15 protein-coding genes are annotated in these 16,471 nt (G+C 57.7%); 8 read left to right on the top strand and 7 right to left on the bottom strand.

The features are described from left to right. Positions 1-4 precede the first annotated feature (4 nt). The 5 genes from F475_RS07315 to F475_RS07295 are packed head-to-tail and all read left to right on the top strand — an operon-like array spanning position 5 to position 5,897. Positions 5-949, top strand: coding sequence for a DUF58 domain-containing protein (locus F475_RS07315; protein WP_018926162.1), 945 nt, complete (start codon positions 5-7; stop codon positions 947-949). Further along, on the top strand, positions 946-1,440 hold the full coding sequence (locus F475_RS07310; RefSeq protein WP_019579298.1) for a DUF4381 domain-containing protein: 495 nt from the start codon (positions 946-948) through the stop codon (positions 1,438-1,440). The genes F475_RS07315 and F475_RS07310 overlap by 4 nt, the downstream gene beginning before the upstream one ends. Then, positions 1,433-2,527 carry a VWA domain-containing protein gene (locus F475_RS07305; protein WP_064618194.1) on the top strand — a complete coding sequence of 365 codons (1,095 nt, stop codon included), beginning with the start codon at positions 1,433-1,435 and terminating at the stop codon, positions 2,525-2,527. The genes F475_RS07310 and F475_RS07305 overlap by 8 nt, the downstream gene beginning before the upstream one ends. Next, positions 2,524-4,260 carry a VWA domain-containing protein gene (locus F475_RS07300; RefSeq protein ID WP_111453554.1) on the top strand — a complete coding sequence of 579 codons (1,737 nt, stop codon included), beginning with the start codon at positions 2,524-2,526 and terminating at the stop codon, positions 4,258-4,260. The genes F475_RS07305 and F475_RS07300 overlap by 4 nt, the downstream gene beginning before the upstream one ends. Next, positions 4,257-5,897, top strand: a complete 1,641-nt coding sequence (locus tag F475_RS07295) for a BatD family protein (RefSeq protein WP_111453553.1) — start codon at positions 4,257-4,259, stop codon at positions 5,895-5,897. Before F475_RS07300 ends, F475_RS07295 begins: the two co-directional genes overlap by 4 nt. Positions 5,898-6,108: 211 nt before the next feature. Here the strand turns inward: F475_RS07295 and F475_RS07290 are convergent, their stop codons facing one another. From F475_RS07290 to F475_RS07280, 3 genes are read right to left on the bottom strand one after another with little or no spacing between them, the layout of a single operon-like run. Then, the gene (locus tag F475_RS07290; RefSeq protein WP_111453552.1) at positions 6,109-6,318 is read right to left on the bottom strand and encodes a KTSC domain-containing protein; all 210 of its coding nucleotides are present in this window, start codon (positions 6,316-6,318) and stop codon (positions 6,109-6,111) included. A gap of 12 nt (positions 6,319-6,330) precedes the next feature. Next, positions 6,331-8,205, bottom strand: a complete 1,875-nt coding sequence (locus F475_RS07285) for an ATP-binding protein (protein WP_111453551.1) — start codon at positions 8,203-8,205, stop codon at positions 6,331-6,333. Next, positions 8,195-9,424, bottom strand: coding sequence for an SIR2 family protein (locus tag F475_RS07280; protein WP_111453644.1), 1,230 nt, complete (start codon positions 9,422-9,424; stop codon positions 8,195-8,197). The genes F475_RS07285 and F475_RS07280 overlap by 11 nt, the downstream gene beginning before the upstream one ends. Positions 9,425-9,683: 259 nt before the next feature. On the opposite strand from F475_RS07280, the gene F475_RS07275 reads away from it, so the two are divergent. Genes F475_RS07275 through F475_RS07265 form a run of 3 tightly spaced genes read left to right on the top strand, consistent with a single transcriptional unit; the run spans position 9,684 to position 15,168 of the window. Further along, entirely contained in the window at positions 9,684-10,928 is a 1,245-nt protein-coding gene (locus F475_RS07275) for an exonuclease SbcCD subunit D C-terminal domain-containing protein (RefSeq protein WP_086946144.1), read from the top strand. Then, the gene (locus F475_RS07270) at positions 10,925-14,566 is read left to right on the top strand and encodes an AAA family ATPase (protein ID WP_111453550.1); all 3,642 of its coding nucleotides are present in this window, start codon (positions 10,925-10,927) and stop codon (positions 14,564-14,566) included. Before F475_RS07275 ends, F475_RS07270 begins: the two co-directional genes overlap by 4 nt. Continuing rightward, positions 14,563-15,168 (top strand): glutathione S-transferase, encoded by a 606-nt coding sequence (locus tag F475_RS07265; RefSeq protein ID WP_111453549.1) that lies wholly within the window; start codon positions 14,563-14,565, stop codon positions 15,166-15,168. The genes F475_RS07270 and F475_RS07265 overlap by 4 nt, the downstream gene beginning before the upstream one ends. Positions 15,169-15,329: 161 nt before the next feature. Here the strand turns inward: F475_RS07265 and F475_RS07260 are convergent, their stop codons facing one another. The 4 genes from F475_RS07260 to F475_RS07250 form a co-directional block, all read right to left on the bottom strand. Continuing rightward, entirely contained in the window at positions 15,330-15,587 is a 258-nt protein-coding gene (locus F475_RS07260) for a hypothetical protein (protein WP_018926169.1), read from the bottom strand. After that, positions 15,584-15,796: a hypothetical protein gene (locus tag F475_RS07255; protein ID WP_018926170.1), complete on the bottom strand. Its 213-nt coding sequence runs from the start codon at positions 15,794-15,796 to the stop codon at positions 15,584-15,586. Before F475_RS07255 ends, F475_RS07260 begins: the two co-directional genes overlap by 4 nt. Before the next feature lie 115 nt (positions 15,797-15,911). After that, the gene (locus F475_RS30655; protein WP_007901166.1) at positions 15,912-16,037 is read right to left on the bottom strand and encodes a hypothetical protein; all 126 of its coding nucleotides are present in this window, start codon (positions 16,035-16,037) and stop codon (positions 15,912-15,914) included. Positions 16,038-16,245: 208 nt separating this feature from the next. Then, entirely contained in the window at positions 16,246-16,425 is a 180-nt protein-coding gene (locus F475_RS07250) for a hypothetical protein (protein WP_018926171.1), read from the bottom strand. Positions 16,426-16,471: the final 46 nt, after the last annotated feature.

Raw genomic sequence — 16,471 nt, 5'->3', positions numbered from 1 at the left:
CCCGATGAACACCCTTCTGCCGCCCGAGCCAGGCATCCGCATCAGCCTCGCCGAGCTGATCGAGATGCGCCATCGCGTGCGCGAAGTGCAGCTGTTTTCCACGCCGAGCCAGCGCAGCCCGCTGATCGGCCTGCACCACTCCAAACTGCGCGGGCGCGGGGTGGACTTCGATCAGGTGCGGGTCTATCAGGCCGGCGATGATGTGCGCAGCATCGACTGGCGCGTCACCGCCCGGACCCAGGAACCGCACACCAAGCTGTTCCATGAGGAGCGCGAACGACCGATTTTCATCATGGTTGAACAGAGCCGTCGGCTGTTTTTCGGCTCCGGGTTGATGTTCAAGTCGGTGCTGGCCGCCCAGGCCGCGAGCCTGATTGGCTGGGCCGCGCTGGGGCATAACGACCGGGTCGGCGGGCTGGTGTTCGGCGACAACGAGCATTACGAAATCAAGCCGCGACGCAGTAAGCAGAGCCTGCTGCAACTGCTCAACCGGCTGGTGCGGGTCAATCAATCGCTGCACACCGAGCGCGAACCGGACCGCGATGCCTTCGGCATTGCCCTGCGCCGCGCCCGGGAAGTGCTGCGCCCCGGCAGCCTGGTGATTGTGATCTGCGACGAACGCGCCTTGTCCGACAGTGCCGAGCAGCAACTGAGCCTGTTGTCGCGCCATTGCGACCTGTTGCTGCTGCCGGTGTCCGACCCGCTGGATCACGCCCTGCCCGCCGCCGGCCTGCTTCGTTTTGCCGAACACGGCGCGCAACTGGAACTCGACACCTTGAATTTCGACCTGCGCCAGGCCTATCGCGCCCAAGCGGAAGCACGCATTGACCGCTGGGAGCTGCTGGCGCAGAAGCTGCGGGTGTTGCTGATGCCGTTGAGCACCCAAAGCGAAATGGTCGAGCAATTGCGTGAATACCTGAACCCACAACGTCCGGGGAAAGGTCGATGAGCAGCCTCGATCAACTGCAACCGCTGATTTCCCCGCCACCGATCGGCTTCTGGCCGCCGGCACCGGGCTGGTGGCTGCTGCTGTTGTTGCTGCCGCTGATCGGTTTCGGCGTATGGCAGTTGCGACGCTTCATTCCGGACAAGCGCCCTGTCGTGCGCGCTGAACAACCGCTGGACCCGGTGCGCCTCGCCGCCCTGGCCGAACTCGCGCTGATGCCCAAACCCTACGACGGCGCCCCGGCCGGTGCCTGGCTGCAGCAACTCAACGGTTTGCTCAAACGCCTGTGCCGCAACCATTACCCCTACAGCCAGAGCCACACCCTCAACGGCCGCCAATGGCTGGCGTTCCTTGATAACCGCTGCCCGGCTGCCGGCCTCACGCGCTGGATGGTGCTGGTGGAAGGTGCCTACAAGCCCGAATGCAAACTCGACGACAAGGCCATCGCCGGCCTGACTCAAGCCGTCGACACCTGGATTCGCAAACATGTTTGAGTTCGCCTGGCCGTGGATTTTCGCCCTGCTGCCGCTACCGTGGCTGATGCGGGTGCTGTTGCCGGTGGCCGACAGTGGCGAACCGGCGCTCAAGGTCAGCTTCCTCAGCGACCTCGAAGGCCTCGCTCGCCGCCGCGCCCGGGCCAACCTGCCGACCTGGCGCCAGCAAGCCCCGTTCATTCTGATGTGGCTATTGCTGCTGATCGCCGCGGCGCGCCCGCAATGGCTCGGCGAACCGCTACCGATTGCCGCCAGTGGCCGCGATTTGCTGGTGGCGGTGGACGTCTCCGGCTCAATGGACTTCCCCGACATGCAGTGGCAGGACGAAGACGTCAGCCGACTGTCACTGGTGCAACATTTGCTCGGTGATTTTCTCGAAAGTCGCGATGGCGACCGGGTCGGGTTGATCCTGTTCGGCAGCCAGGCCTATCTGCAAGCGCCGCTGACCTTCGACCGCCATACCGTGCGTGTCTGGCTCGACGAAGCGCGAATCGGTATTGCCGGCAAGAACACCGCCATCGGCGACGCCATCGGCCTGGCCCTCAAACGCCTGCGCCAACGCCCGGCACAAAGCCGCGTGCTGATTCTGGTCACCGACGGTGCCAACAATGGCGGCGAAATCGATCCGCTGACCGCCGCACGCCTGGCGGCGAATGAAGGCGTAAAAATCTACCCGATCGGCATTGGCGCCGACCCGGAACAAAGCGGCACCCTGGGCTTCCTGGGCATCAACCCGAGCCTGGACCTCGACGAGCCGGCCTTGAAAGCCATTGCCCAAGCCACCGGAGGCCAGTATTTCCGCGCCCGCGACGGCCAGGAATTGCAGGCGATCAAGACCACCCTCGACAAACTGGAACCGGTAGCCCAGCAACCTACGCAGGCCCGTCCGGCCCAGGCGTTGTATCACTGGCCTCTGGCGATGGCGCTGCTGTTGAGCATGCTGCTGGTGATCCGTGAGCGCTGGCCGGATAACCCGTTGCAACGTCTATTCACCAAGAAGCTGTTTACCAAAGAGCGGTTTCTGCATACGCAACTGCCCGACTGGCGTCAGCGCCTCAAACGCCTGCGTCTGCGGAGGCGCCGATGATCGCTCTCTGGCCATACTGGTTCCGCCCTTGGTGGCTGCTATTGCTGCCGTTGCTGGGCTGGTTGCTCTGGCAACTCTGGCACCGGCAGAAGCGCGCGGGTCGCTGGCAAATGATTCTGCCACCGGCCTTCCATGCCGCCTTGCTCAGTGGTGGCAGCGGTCGCGAGAGCAAACTGCCGTGGGTCGCCCTGGGCCTGGCCTGGGTGCTGACCGTGCTGGCCCTGCTGGGGCCGAGCTGGCAACGCGTTGAGCAAACCGGCCAGAAACCCGCTGACCCGCTGGTGGTGCTGCTTGAATTGACCCCGGAAATGCTTGCCGCCGACGTGGTGCCAAACCGGCTGGAACAGGCCCGGCGCAAACTGCTGGATCTGCTGCAAAACCGCAGCGACGCGCAGACCGCCATCGTCGTCTACGCCGGCAGCGCCCATACGCTGGTGCCACTGTCGGATGACCTGTCGACCAGCCGCAATCTTTTGGATGCGCTCAAGCCGTCGCTGATGCCCCAGGCCGGTCATCGCGCCGATCTGGCGGTGGCCAAGGCCCTGACGCTGCTGGATCAGGGAGCCCTTGGCCAGGGGCGAATCCTGCTGATCGGTTCGTCGCTGACGGAACACGAACGCCAAGGGATTCGTCAGGCGCTGGACGCCAAGTCCACACAATTTCTGATGCTCGGCATCGGTACCGCCGAAGGTGCGCCGGTCGCACAGGACGACGGCAGTTTCCTCAAGGACGATCAGGGCGCGATTCTGGTGCCGCATCTGGACGGCCCCAGCCTGAAAGCCTTTGCCAATGGCCTGGGTGGAGGTTACGCCCAGGCACGCCTGGACGATGCCGACCTGCGCGACCTCGGCCTGCTCGACGGCCCACGGGACCTGCGCCACGACGGCCAGACGTTGCGCCTCGACACCTGGGCCGATCAGGGTTACTGGCTGCTGCTGCCGTTATTATTGCTGGCCGCCTGTGCCGGGCGTCGCGGCTGGCTGTTCTGCTTGCCGCTGCTGTTCCTGCTGCCGCAACCGAGTTACGCCTTCGATTTCGAAGACCTGTGGCTGCGGCCCGATCAGCAGGGTTTGCACTTGCTCAAACAAAAGCGCCCTGCCGAAGCCGCGCAGCATTTCGAAGACCCGCAATGGCAAGGTGTGGCGCTCTATGAAGCCGGCGACTACAGTGGCGCCGCCCAGCGGTTTGCCCAAGGCAACGACGCCCACGCCCACTACAATCGGGGTAACGCACTGGCCAAAAGCGGTGAACTGGAAGCGGCGCTGGATGCTTATGAGCAAGCGCTGGAGCTTCAGCCAGACCTGCGCCCGGCGCTGACCAACAAGGCACTGGTGGAAACGCTGCTCAAGCAGAAAACCGCTACACCGCCCGTCGAGCCGGACAAAACCGCCGAGGGCGAAACCGAAACCATGCCTCAGGAACCGCCACCGGGCAGCGCCACCCAGCCGAGTGATGGCGAGCCGAAAACCGACGCCCAACAGGCCACGCCGGACGCCGAGCAGCCGCCCACGGCACCACCGCAATCGGGCGCCAATGAAGTTCCGGACAGCGAATTGGGGGATGAACAAAGCACCACGCCACCACGGCGCCCCGCCAGCGACATGCTCGAAGGCGAACAGCAACAGGCGCTGGAGCAATGGTTGCGCAAGATCCCGGATGACCCCGGCGAACTGCTCCGGCGCAAATTCTGGTACGAACAGCAACAACATCAGGATCAGGGAAAAACTCGATGACCCGCTTCACCGCCTTCTTGCTTGCACTGCTTCTGTGGACCGCTCAGGCCCAGGCCGCGGAGCTGGTCGCCAGTGTCGATCGCAGTCGCCTGAGTTCCGGGGAGACGGTCGAACTGACTCTGGAATCCAGCGACGTGACCCAGTTCGGCAAACCCGACCTGACTCCGCTGGAGCCGCAGTTCGAGGTGCGCGGTACCCGTCAGGTCAACCAACCGAACACCCTCAACGGCAACACTCAAGCGACCACCCGCTGGATCATCACCCTACTGCCCCGGCAGAACGGCAGTGTGGTAATTCCGTCACTGCAACTGGGCGAGGCGCAGAGCCAACCGATTACCGTGCAGGTGATCGAAAGCGAAACCCAGGACAGCAGCAACACGCTTGCGCCGGTGTTCATCGAAGCCAGCCTCGACCAAAACAGCGTCTATGTGCAGGCTCAGGCGATCCTGACCTTGCGCATTTATCATTCGGTGTCGCTGTACGACGACAGCAGCCTGACCCCGTTGCAGATTCCCGATGCGCGCATCGAACAACTGGGCGAGTCGCGCACCTACGAGAAAGCCATCAACGGTTTGCGCCACGGCGTGATCGAAATGCGCTACGCGATCTACCCACAGCACAGCGGTGTATTGACCATTCCGGCGCAAGTGTTCAGTGCCACACTGGTCGATGCCCAACCGTCCCAGGACGGATCGCCCCAGGGGCCAAAACCGGGCAAATTGATGCGCGTCAGTTCCACCGAGATTCCGCTGACGGTCAAGGCCAAGCCCGGCAGTTATCCAGCCGATGTTCCCTGGCTACCGGCCCGCAGCCTGAGCCTGAGTGAAAGCTGGAGCCCGGAACCGGATCATGCGCAGGTCGGCGACTCGCTGACCCGCAGCCTGACCTTGAGCGCCGAAGGCCTCGCCAGCTCTCAACTGCCACCGTTGCCCGCCACCGAGATCAACGGCCTGCGGCGCTACCCGGATCAACCGGTGCTGAGCAACCAGAGCGGAGAGCGTGGCTTGGTCGGCAGTCGCGAGGATCGTGAAGCCCTGGTGCCGACCCGCACCGGCGACATCGACTTGCCGAGCGTTGAAGTAATCTGGTGGAACACCTTCGAGGATCATCTGGAACACACCAGCCTGCCGGCCCGCACGCTGCAAGTGGCGAGCAATCCGAGCCTGATCGTCGACACCCCGGCGAGCAGCCCGCTGGTGATGTCCGGCGCCAGCAACGAAGCCCTTTGGTGGTGGAAACTCAGCACGGCAATTCTGGCCTGCACCACCCTGCTAGGCTTCGGCCTCTGGTGGCGCGCCCGCTCGCAACCGGCAGTCCTGCGGGCAGCGCAGACCGGCCCGAGCCCACGCACGCTGCTCGACGACCTCAAACGCGCCTGCCAGGCCAACGACACCCACGCCACCCGCCAGGCCCTCGACGCCTGGGCCCGGCAACAACCGGAAACCCTGGCCGACATGGCCGCCCGCTTCGTGCCGCTGTCCGATGCCCTCGACGGCCTGAACGGCGCGCTCTACAGCGAAACCGGCCAGTACTGGCAAGGCGAAGAACTCTGGCGCGCCATCCGGGCGATCCCGACGGCCGAAGGGTTTCAAGGCGTGGTCGGCGACAGCGGGTTGCCGCCGCTTTATCCCAAGTAGGGACTTCGACTTTTTATTTTGATTGCATCGAAATTTATACACGGTGCTGCAGTGGCTCATGCCAATGCAGCACCTAACATTGAAAAACAACGTCCACTAAACCAACCATCTGACTAGCCACACCGACTCAAGCAAATCTGACATCACCTCAAAAAAACGACAACAAATTCAGAAACACGACTTTTAAACTGCAATAAAGGCCTTACACACCCTAGACCTTCGAAAACCGGTACACACCTTTAATGCAGCTTGCGAAATACCCACCAACCGAAGCAGCACCTATCAAACCCTCATAAATTCTTTCGTTTATATCGAAATACTGATAAATGGCGTGATTATTAAACTCGATCTCCAGCACTTCACTTTCAGGGTCATAGCCCACGGACAAAATATTACTCGACACAACAGGTATTCTTTCCATAACCTTACCCCACTATTTAATTTTATCAATCTTGGGATTTTGAGCTCTCCAAGTCTCGCTCAACTCATCATAATTTGAGTTTTTTTCCATTGCGATACCCCATCCACCCGGATTAAGAGACATATCAGAAGAGACTTCATCATATACTACTGGATCTTGACTATCAGGTCTTGCATTCTTTGGAGGAGGTATAATAAATGTTCGCATTGGTAGCTTCACTGCCTCTCCGAGGATTATTGCCTCACCTGTTCTTAGGATAGGTAACATGCTAGTGAGCCCATCCAGATTATCAGATAGCGTAGAGGTAATATGATTTCTATCAGTTGAATTGGCCAACCTAAGAGCAAAAAATGTTCCGCACTGGGAGAGTATCGTCGAATCAATTTCAGAGGGTCTCTGACTAACGATCATTGCGCCTATACCATATTTCCTCCCTTCCTTGACTATTCGCTGAACCACCTTAGAAGCCATCCCTTTAAAATCGTCATTTAAATAAATGTGCGCTTCCTCCATTACGATCAGTAACGGCCTATGCCTCCCTCCCTGCGATAAATTCCTAGCCCAAAATAACGCCTCGTATAAAATACGCAACAAAGCCCCGATAGTGGTCTGCAAAATATCAGCTGGAACACCTGACAAGTCCAAAATAGTTATTGGCATTTCGCTACCTATCCAGTCTTTCAAAAGACCATCTAGATCACGAACAACTTTACCGTCGGAGTCCGGATTCCAATCTGCCGGCTGAAATATAAAATCATACCGTGGAATTCTAAGCTTTGAACCCAATAACAGAAGCTGCTTCCCGAGATTCAATGAGCCGGGGATGTAATTAATCTTCTCCTCATCATCCTTATCATTTTTTACATTTCTAAAAATTGGAGGTATACCCTTCTTTGGATTACCCTTGAGTTCAACCCCTTTTGCATCCAACTCATAAGCAAGATTATCAATTGGCCTCCCTGGCTTTTTATTATAATACGTACCAAAAGTCTCTACATATAACTCATACCACAAATCATGGATACTGAAAGGAACGGGTGAATCCACACTCAGTGTATCGGCAGAGGCTCCCTTTTTGGGGTGTTTTTGGATAGAGTCATTTTTATACTTTTGCACCCTTTCAAGAACTATATTCTTATCCTTCTCACTCGAAAAATCCCCAAAACTTATTTCACACAACTCATCAAAGTTCAAAGCCCAAAATGGTATATGGAGTGACTTCTCACGAAGCCTCGAGGTTTTATCAGCATTGATCTTATAAATATTAGACCTATCCTTTAGAGCCGAACCATACTCCCCATGCAGATCCAACATTATTATTCTAGATGATGGATACTTGTCACAGTCAGACAGCGCATTCATTATACTAGCTACGGTGGTAGACTTACCGGAGCCTGTGGTACCTACTACCGCAGAGTGCCTAGTGATCAGCTTATTAACATCTATTAGCGCAGGAATTGAATCTGCATTTGAAATATGACCAATTTTTACAAAGTACGGTTTATCAGGCTGTCCATATATGTTTTTTAGTTCTTTCTCGGAGACAAGATGCACTTCATCGCCAATGGTCGGATACTGAGATAGCCCGCGCTCAAAAATCCCATTACGCTGCCCTTCACCAATTAACTGAATTTTCATCCATCGATCACCAGAAATCACACTATCTATCTGGCTATCAGGTATAGCACTTGCTCCCACTTGACTGACAATTCCGAATAAATCGGTAAATCCAATGGGGATACGAATAAAACTTCCAATCTGACCAACCCTATACCCCTGACCATCAATATAAACAAAACCGGTCATAGATTTTTTTGACAGAACGATACTTACCGAAGTCCCATTTACATCTTGAACATCCCCAAGATACGTTTCCTTACTTGACATTATCACCCTCCTTAGAAGAACCAATAATGCTCTTTAGAAAATCTGTAAAGACCGAAAAATCTCCTAACGAAATAAAATCCCTAACTATTTGACTCGCACCCTTCACTTCTTCACGCCTAACAAAACTCAACAAATTATCGTCTGCCCCCTCTGCATACGAACCTTTCTTCCAGTTTGCCACGGTCGTACCAATAACAGCTCGATCAGAAGTCCAAATATTTAAATTATGCTGCTTCCTTGCCAGCCTTATCGCCTCAGGATAACTTTCAACAATCTCACCTAACGCATCTCGCCTATGAAACTCCCCGAACATGAGCCCCAAAACCATCGCTGTAGGATTCGCTTTCAATGCATTGACAATTGCATCATTTAAATGACCATCATTAAATGAATAACCGCATAGAATTAGCAGTGATGACTTCTTACGTACGAATCGGGTCAACTGATCGATTAGTGCCAAATAAGGCATCTTCCTACTTTCCTCATATTTAAGGTGCGAAGGATAAATTAAATGCGACGCTTCCTCCTTAACTTCTGAAGATCGAAAAACCCTTTTCTGGCCATCATGGAACTCTTGATACCAATTTATAGACCCATGTATCTTCCACAATCTTGTCCAATGTTTTGGTATGAGATTGTCTTCGACCGCTCTTAAATCAAAAAAAGACCTTCTTGCACCAACAAAACCATCGAAATATGGAACCTCTAAATCTTCAAGACTTTGCTCAACCAACAAATCATAATTTGTCGTAAAAACCTCTATCGCATTTTTTCTATCAATAGATCGAATCCAACTACAAAATCGATGATAGGGAGTTTCATCACCAGGGAGCACAACATTTATTTTCTTCACTATCTCCTTGCAGATCAGCTTTTCCAGCTCAAGCAAATCACTCTCACTCAGCCCTCTAACACTCCCTCCCTTTGACACTAGCGACAAGCTTCTTATAAAGCTTAGTATATCCTCTATATTTCTTGAATTTCTTTCTGCCTTGACCAACTCATCTAACAAACAAACATACTTCAAGTTTGTCGCAAGCTCTCTATTGATGTGCTCAGTTAGGTTTAGCACATCAGGAATCAACGGCCATTCACCATCCGGCATTGGTACTGATAGCGGGCAACCCGCAGACAGGAAAAACCCTATCGATTCATTATCTTGAGAAAGAGACTGCCTTAAATACCGAAGGTGCCTTAGGGGGTCGTGGCTGCTTTCCATGTAGACACTCTCTAACAGATTATAAGAGATTGATTTTATGTCCCATAAAACCATAGCTCAGCATTTACAGATGGCAACTCTTTCTCATGCATCTATGCTTAGCGCAAAAACGAAACAGCGACAGAAGAAAATCTCACTCCAATTTCGAAACGTAGTACGCCAGCGTTAACCTATTTCGCTTTTTCCCAGTAAACTCTCCCCTCTTTAGCCGCCATCATTTCCCCCGCGGCCATCACCTTATTTTGTTGCGGAGTACGCCTTGCGTCTGTTCCACACCTCCGACTGGCACCTTGGGCAGAACCTGCACGGCCAGGAACGCGATTTCGAGCACGCCTGTTTTCTCGACTGGCTGCTGCGTCAGCTGAAGCTGGACCAGCCTGATGTGCTGCTGATTGCCGGCGATATCTTCGACACGGTCAACCCGCCGGTCAAAGCCCAGGAACGCCTCTACGATTTCATCGTCAGCGCCCACGAGCAGCAGCCCTTGCTGACCATCGTGATGATCGCCGGCAACCACGACTCCGGCTCGCGCATCGAACTGCCCGCGCCGTTGATGCGCCGCTTGCGCACTCACGCCCTGGGGCGCGTGCTGTGGCTGGATGACGGCCAACTGGATGCCGAACGCCTGTTGCTGCCGTTGCCGGATGCCAGCGGCGCAATCGCTGCCTGGTGCCTGGCGCTGCCGTTCCTGCGCCCCGCCGAAGTGACCGGCGCGCAGCTGGGTGACAACTATTTGCGCGGCATCGGCCAGGTTCACGAATGGCTGATTGAAGCGGCGAACGCCAAGCGCAAGCCGGGTCAGGCGCTAATCGCTATCAGCCATGCGCACATGGCCGGCGGTTCGGTGTCCGAGGACTCCGAGCGCAGCCTGATCATCGGCAACGCTGAAGCCCTGCCTGCCAGCCTGTTCGGGCCGAGCGTCAGCTATGTCGCCCTCGGGCATTTGCACAAGCCGCAGAAGGTCAACGGTGAAGAGCGCATCCGCTACAGCGGCTCGCCGATCCCGCTGTCATTCTCCGAGATCGGTTATCAGCATCAGATTCTCGACATCAAACTGGATGGCGAAACCCTGCTCAGCGTCGAACCGAAGCTCATTCCCCGACCAGTGAACCTGCAACGCCTCGGCCCCGCGCCGCTGGCGGAGATCCTGCTGCAACTGGCCGACCTGCCCAACATTGACCTGCTCGCCGACATCCAGCGCCAGCCGTGGCTGGAAGTGCGGGTGCGCCTCGATGAACCGCAACCGGACCTGCGCCATCAAGTGGAAACAGCCCTGCAAGGCAAAGCGGTACGGCTGGTGCGGATTGCCGCCGAATACGCCGGCAACGGCAGCCGCGACGGCGTCGAGGACGGCGCCACCTTGATCGAACTGGACCAACTGACGCCGCAGGAACTGTTCAGCCGCGCCTGGCAGGACAACTACGGCAGCGAGGTCGACGAGCAAACGCTCAGGGACTTCGCCGAGCTGCTGCAAGATGTGCAGATGGAGAGCGAACAGCCATGAAAATCCTCGCGATCCGCTTGAAAAACCTCGCCTCCCTGGCCGGGCCGTTTGAAATCGACTTCACCGCCGAACCCTTGGCCAGTGCCGGCCTGTTTGCGATTACCGGGCCGACCGGCGCCGGCAAAAGCACTCTGCTCGATGCGCTGTGCCTGGCGCTGTTTGGCGCCGTGCCGCGGCTGAACAATACCGGCCGCGATGCCAAGGTTCCGGACGCTGATGGCGAAATCGGCACCGGCGACCCGCGGACCCTGCTGCGTCGTGGCACCGGCGAAGGTTATGCCGAAGTGGATTTCGTCGGCATCGACGGTCGTCGCTATCGCGCGCGCTGGGAGGCCAATCGCGCTCGGGAGAAGGCCGGCGGCAAGCTGCAAGCCAGTCGCCAGAGCCTGCGCGACATCGATCAGGATCAACTGCTGGCCAGCCAGAAAGGCGAGTACAAGACTCAGCTCGAAACCGCGCTGGGCCTGAACTTCGAACAGTTCACCCGCGCCGTGTTGTTGGCCCAGAGCGAGTTCAGTGCGTTCCTCAAGGCGGACGACAACGACCGTAGCGAACTGCTGGAAAAGCTCACCGACACCGCGCTCTACACCCGCCTCGGTCGCCGCGCCTTCGACAAGACCAAAGAAGCACGCGAAGCCCACAAGCTGTTGCAGGACCAGGCCACCGGGGTCACGCCACTGTCGCCTGAAGCCCGGGCCGAGCTCGATGACCGCTTCAATGACGCGCAGCAGCAACTCAAGACCCAGCAGGCGCAGCTCAAGCAATTGGAGCTGCAACACACCTGGCTCAAGGATTTGCGTCAGTTGCAGGACGCGCAACAGAGCGCCTCCGAGCAACTGCAGTCCGCCCAACAACACTGGGACAGCCTGGCCGGCGAGCGCTTGAAGCTGACCCGTCTGGAGCAATTGGCCCCGCAACGGCACCAATTCGCGCGAAAGACCGAATTGACCACCCAGCTCACACCGCTGGCGGCACAGATTCAGCAGCATACCCAACAGCAAACCGAACTGAACGCGCGTCAGGCTCAGCTCGAACACAGCCTGAGCGCGGCGCAAACGGCACTGGCCGCCGCACAAAGCCAACACAGCACCAGCGCGCCGCTGCTGCGTCAGGCCTTCGAAGAGCAAAGCACCCTCGCCCGCCTGGTCAAGGACGCCAGCCTCAGTGCCGACCTCAAGCAGCAGGCAGAACTGGCCAGCACTCAGGGCCAAAGTACGATTCAGGGCTTGCTTGACCAGCAGAAACAGGTCGCAGAACGGTTGCAGCGTATCGCCGGTGAGCTTGAGCAGAGCACTCATCTGGCGCCACTGAGCGATGCCTGGAACGCCTACCGTGATCGTCTGCAACAACTGATGCTGATCGGCAATCGCCTGAACAAGGGCCAGTCCGAACTGGCCGCCCTGGAGCAAAGCGCCACCCGCGCCGCCGAGGATCTGGCCGCTCAACGCCAGAGCCTGGAGCTGCTGTACAAAGAGGCTGGCGCCGAACCCGAAGCCGTGGCCGAGCAGATTCAGATCCTTGGCAGCCTGCTACAGGACAACCGCAAGCAACTGCGGGCCATTGAAGAACTGACGCGGCTGTGGGCCAGCCAACAGGAACTGGACAAGCGCGGCACCGAACTTCAACAGCGCCAGCTCACCGCGCAGCAAGCGCGTGATCGCCTGACCCAGGACGGGGTGAAGACCAAGGCCGAATTGACGGTCGCCGAACAGACCCTGACCGTCACCCGCGAACTGCTGGAACGTCAGCGCCTGGCACGCAGTGCCAGCGTCGAAGAGCTGCGTGCACAACTGCTGGACGATCAGCCGTGCCCGGTTTGTGGCAGCCCGGACCATCCTTATCATCAGCCCGAAGCCTTGCTGCAAAGCCTCGGTCGGCACGATGAAAACGAACAGGCCAACGCCCAGAAAGCCGTCGACCTGCTCAAGGAAAAACTCACCGAGCTGCGCGCAGAAGTTGGCGGCTTGATTGCTCAACAAAAGGAATTGCTGCAGCAGCAAGAACAACTCGCCACTCAACAACAGAGCCTGACACCGAGCCTGGAAGCGCACCCGTTGTCCGCCCAACTGTTGGCCCAGGACGCGAACAAACGCGATGCCTGGCTGACCCAACAAAGCAGCCAGCTGAACCAGAGCATCACCCAGGACGAACAGCGGCAAACTGCCCTGCTCACCCTGCAACAGGATGCCGCGCGACTGGCGCAACAACTGCGCAGCGCCGAAGCGGCGAACCAACAGGCGACACAACACCTGCTCAACCAGCAAAGGGAGTTGAGCAGCGATCGCCAACGCCTGGACGAAGAGCTGAGCGCGTTCAGCAGCCTGCTGCCAGCCCAGACGCTGGAAGCGCTGCGCAACGAACCCGCCGCGACTTTCATGCAGCTTGACCAGCAGATCGCCCAGCGCCTGCAACAACTCGAGCAGCAGCGCGATGAACTCGGCGAGCAACAACAACGCCAGCAGACGCTGGACAAAGAACAGGACCGCCAGCAGACCCGCACCCAGCAACTGGACGCCGCGCAGCAGCAGTTCAGCGCGTTGGCCGGGCAACAACAGGCTTGCCAGGAAAAACTGACGCAACTGCTGGGCGAACACGCCAGCGCCGAACAATGGCAACAGCAACTGGATCAGGCCGTCGAGCAGGCACGCAATGCCGAAGCGACGGCCAATCAGGAACTGCAAAGCGTGCGCACGGGGCTGGTGCAACTGGCCGCCGAACTCAAGGCGCAACAGGAACGTGCGCAAGCCCTGGAAAGCGAAGACCGCGAGCTGAGCAGCAAGATCGCCGACTGGCGCGCGCAGCATCCGGAGCTGGACGACGGTGGGCTGGAAGCGCTGCTCGGTGTCAACGACCAACAGCTCAGCGAGCTGCGTCAACGATTGCAGCAAAGTGAACAAGACATCGCGCAAGCCAAGGTGCTGTTGCAGGAGCGGGATCAGCGCTTGCGCGATCATCAGGCGCAGCACAACGGCAACCTGGACGCCGGACAACTGGCCACGGCACTGGCCGAGCTGCAAAACCTGTTCGCCGCCAGCGAGCATCGCTGCGCCGAATTGCGTGCCGAACAAACCGAAGATCAGCGTCGACAAAACGCCAATCAGGCGCTGACGCAGCAGATCGCCGACGCCTATGCCGAGTACCAGCGCTGGGCGCGCTTGAGTGCGCTGATCGGTTCGGCCACCGGCGACACCTTCCGCAAAATCGCCCAGGCCTACAACCTCGACCTGCTGGTGCATCACGCCAACGTCCAGTTGCGGCAACTGGTGCGGCGCTATCGCCTGAAACGGGGCGGCAGCATGCTCGGGTTATTGGTGATGGACACCGAGATGGGCGATGAACTGCGCTCGGTGCATTCGCTGTCCGGTGGCGAGACGTTCCTGGTGTCGCTGGCGCTGGCGCTCGGTTTGGCATCGATGGCATCGAGCACGCTGAAAATCGAATCGCTGTTCATCGACGAAGGCTTCGGCAGCCTCGACCCCGAATCCCTGCAACTGGCCATGGACGCCCTCGACGGCCTGCAAGCGCAGGGACGCAAGGTCGCGGTGATTTCCCACGTACAGGAAATGCATGAACGGATTCCGGTGCAGATCCAGGTCCACCGCCAGGGCAACGGCCTGAGTACCCTGGAGGTGAAATGATCACGCTGTATTCGTTCCGCCGCTGCCCCTACGCCATGCGCGCTCGCATGGCCCTGCGTTATTCGGGGGTTGCGGTGAATATCGTCGAGGTCAGCCTCAAGGCCAAACCGGCCGAAATGCTCGCGCTGTCGAGCAAAGGCACGGTACCGGTGCTTAGCGTGGACGGCCGGGTGATCGATGAAAGCCTGGAAATCATGCGCTGGGCGCTGGCGCAGAACGACCCGCAGGACTGGTTGCTCAAGGATGACCCTGTCGGGCAGCGATACATCGCCGGGCTGATCGAAGAAAACGATGAGGTGTTCAAGGTGCACCTCAATCGCTACAAATACGCCGAACGATATCCTGAGCAGCCAATGACGTTTTATCGCGCCGAGGGCGAGGTGTTCTTGCGCAAGCTGGATCAATTGCTGGAGGGGCGCGCCTACTTGCTGGGCGAGCACCCGAGCCTGGCGGATGTCGCCTTGATGCCGTTCGTGCGGCAATTCGCCCATGTGGATCGCGAGTGGTTCGGGCAAACGCCTTATGTGCGATTGCAGGGCTGGTTGCAGCGCTTTCTGGAATCGGATCTGTTCACCGGTGTGATGCAGAAGCAGCCTTTGTAGCAGCTGCCGAGCGTGCGAGGCTGCGTTCGGCTGCGTAGCAGTCGTAAACTCGGCTGATGCGGTCTGAGTGATGCACCGCAAGCTCTGGTTTTACGACTGCTTCGCAGCCGAACGCAGCCTTCGGCAGCTGCTACAGGTGTGGGTGTGTGCAGGTAAGGGAATCAAGCCAACACTTCACACATCCCCAACGCCGAGCAATCCACCTGGAATGGCCCGAAAAATTCGCCATTGGATTTGCTCGGCGGATTACCCACCAGCAACTCCAGCGCCTTGGCGGTCTGGATGTTGTGGGCGATGTTGTGGTTGCATTCGATGGCCCGTGCCACCGAGCCCGCCGAGCCCTGCCCGATCCCTAACAACGAAGCGCCATTGGTCATGAACGCCAGAAAGGCGATGACCCAGAGTCTGCGTCCTTTCATGCCCCTGCCACCCCCGCCAAGTCGACGTCATCAACCACCGCGTGTTGAGCGCGGTGTTCGAACTGGATACCGGGATAAGCGACCTGAATCGGTGCTTGAAGGCTGTGTTGCGATTGAGCCGAAAGGCTGACGACCAACACCATGGCCACGTAAAGACCAATGGCCAGGTAGGCGCCGTGTTTGGCAGAAGTGAGGATGGTGCTGGCCATGGTGATCTCCGTGGGCATGTTTCAGTGCCCACAGAATCGATCAAAAAACAGAAGATAACTAGCGACCTTTATGCATAGTAGCTATCAGTTTTATTGATCTTTAACCCAGCGCGTTTCAATCCTCGATAAAACTCATCAAGCGCTCACGGGCCGCGTCCGGCTCGTTGGGAACGGGCTGGGCAGCCGACAGAATCGGGGTGGAATAGAGAAACAGGAGAACCACTGCCAGACGCATTGCCATGCTGTCGATCCTTATTAGAGAAGGAGTCAAAAAATCAGCGTCAAATTTAAACACATGGCTATGTGATATCAAGCAATACATTGATGGCAATATGATGCTGTCGTAAATGCGTTATGCAGGAGCGACATCACTTCGAGGCTTTTCGACGCCTGTTTGGGCCGATCGGCAAGTGACTTCGCTCCTGCATAAAGGGTGCAGGGCTGACATTTCAGTGTTGGTTTTTGTGATCCAGTGCGGCGTAGAAGTTGGCGCTCTGTTGCAGGTATTTCTGGGTGTAGCTTTGGGTGTGGGATTTTTTGTCGCTGATTTCAACGTTGGCGCTGGCAGGCAGAGCAACAGTGGCGGAAATAGCGGAAGCGGCGATAACAGAGAAGAGATTGAAGTTCATGGCGGTATTCCTCGATTCAGTTGGCTTGCTTGCCCGATTGGGCCGT

The organism is Pseudomonas sp. URMO17WK12:I6, from assembly GCF_003253625.1.
In the GTDB taxonomy this organism is placed as follows: domain Bacteria; phylum Pseudomonadota; class Gammaproteobacteria; order Pseudomonadales; family Pseudomonadaceae; genus Aquipseudomonas.
The sequence above is the reverse complement of the archived record's forward strand: the minus strand, read 5'-3'. Positions and strand labels throughout refer to the sequence as shown.